Annotated in this window: 1 pseudogene; it reads left to right on the top strand. The window is 35.3% G+C overall.

Features of this window, described 5'->3' with window-relative positions:
* Nucleotides 1-123: pseudogene (locus ACMA47_RS25185) on the top strand (peptidoglycan-binding protein LysM); the annotation flags it as partial.
* Nucleotides 124-204 lie beyond the last annotated feature (81 nt).

Below are 204 nucleotides of genomic sequence, written 5' to 3'. Positions count from 1 at the left end.
AGTGCCTTAACACTGAATCTGGACTACACTATTCCAGCAGCGAAATCATCATCTTCTGATATTTTAGGTAAACCAGCTGGAACCTATACGCAAACAGTAACTTATACTGCGACTGCTTTATAAATTAAATTTTTCATATTAATATTTTGTGATTTGGTGTTTCGAAGGCTTCCTCAGGAGGCCTTTGATTTTGTATGTATTGTA

The sequence above is a fragment of the Chryseobacterium sp. T20 genome, from assembly GCF_047345655.1.
Taxonomy (GTDB): domain Bacteria; phylum Bacteroidota; class Bacteroidia; order Flavobacteriales; family Weeksellaceae; genus Chryseobacterium.
Note: the sequence above shows the minus strand (reverse complement) of the source record. Positions and strands in the feature narration are given on the sequence as shown.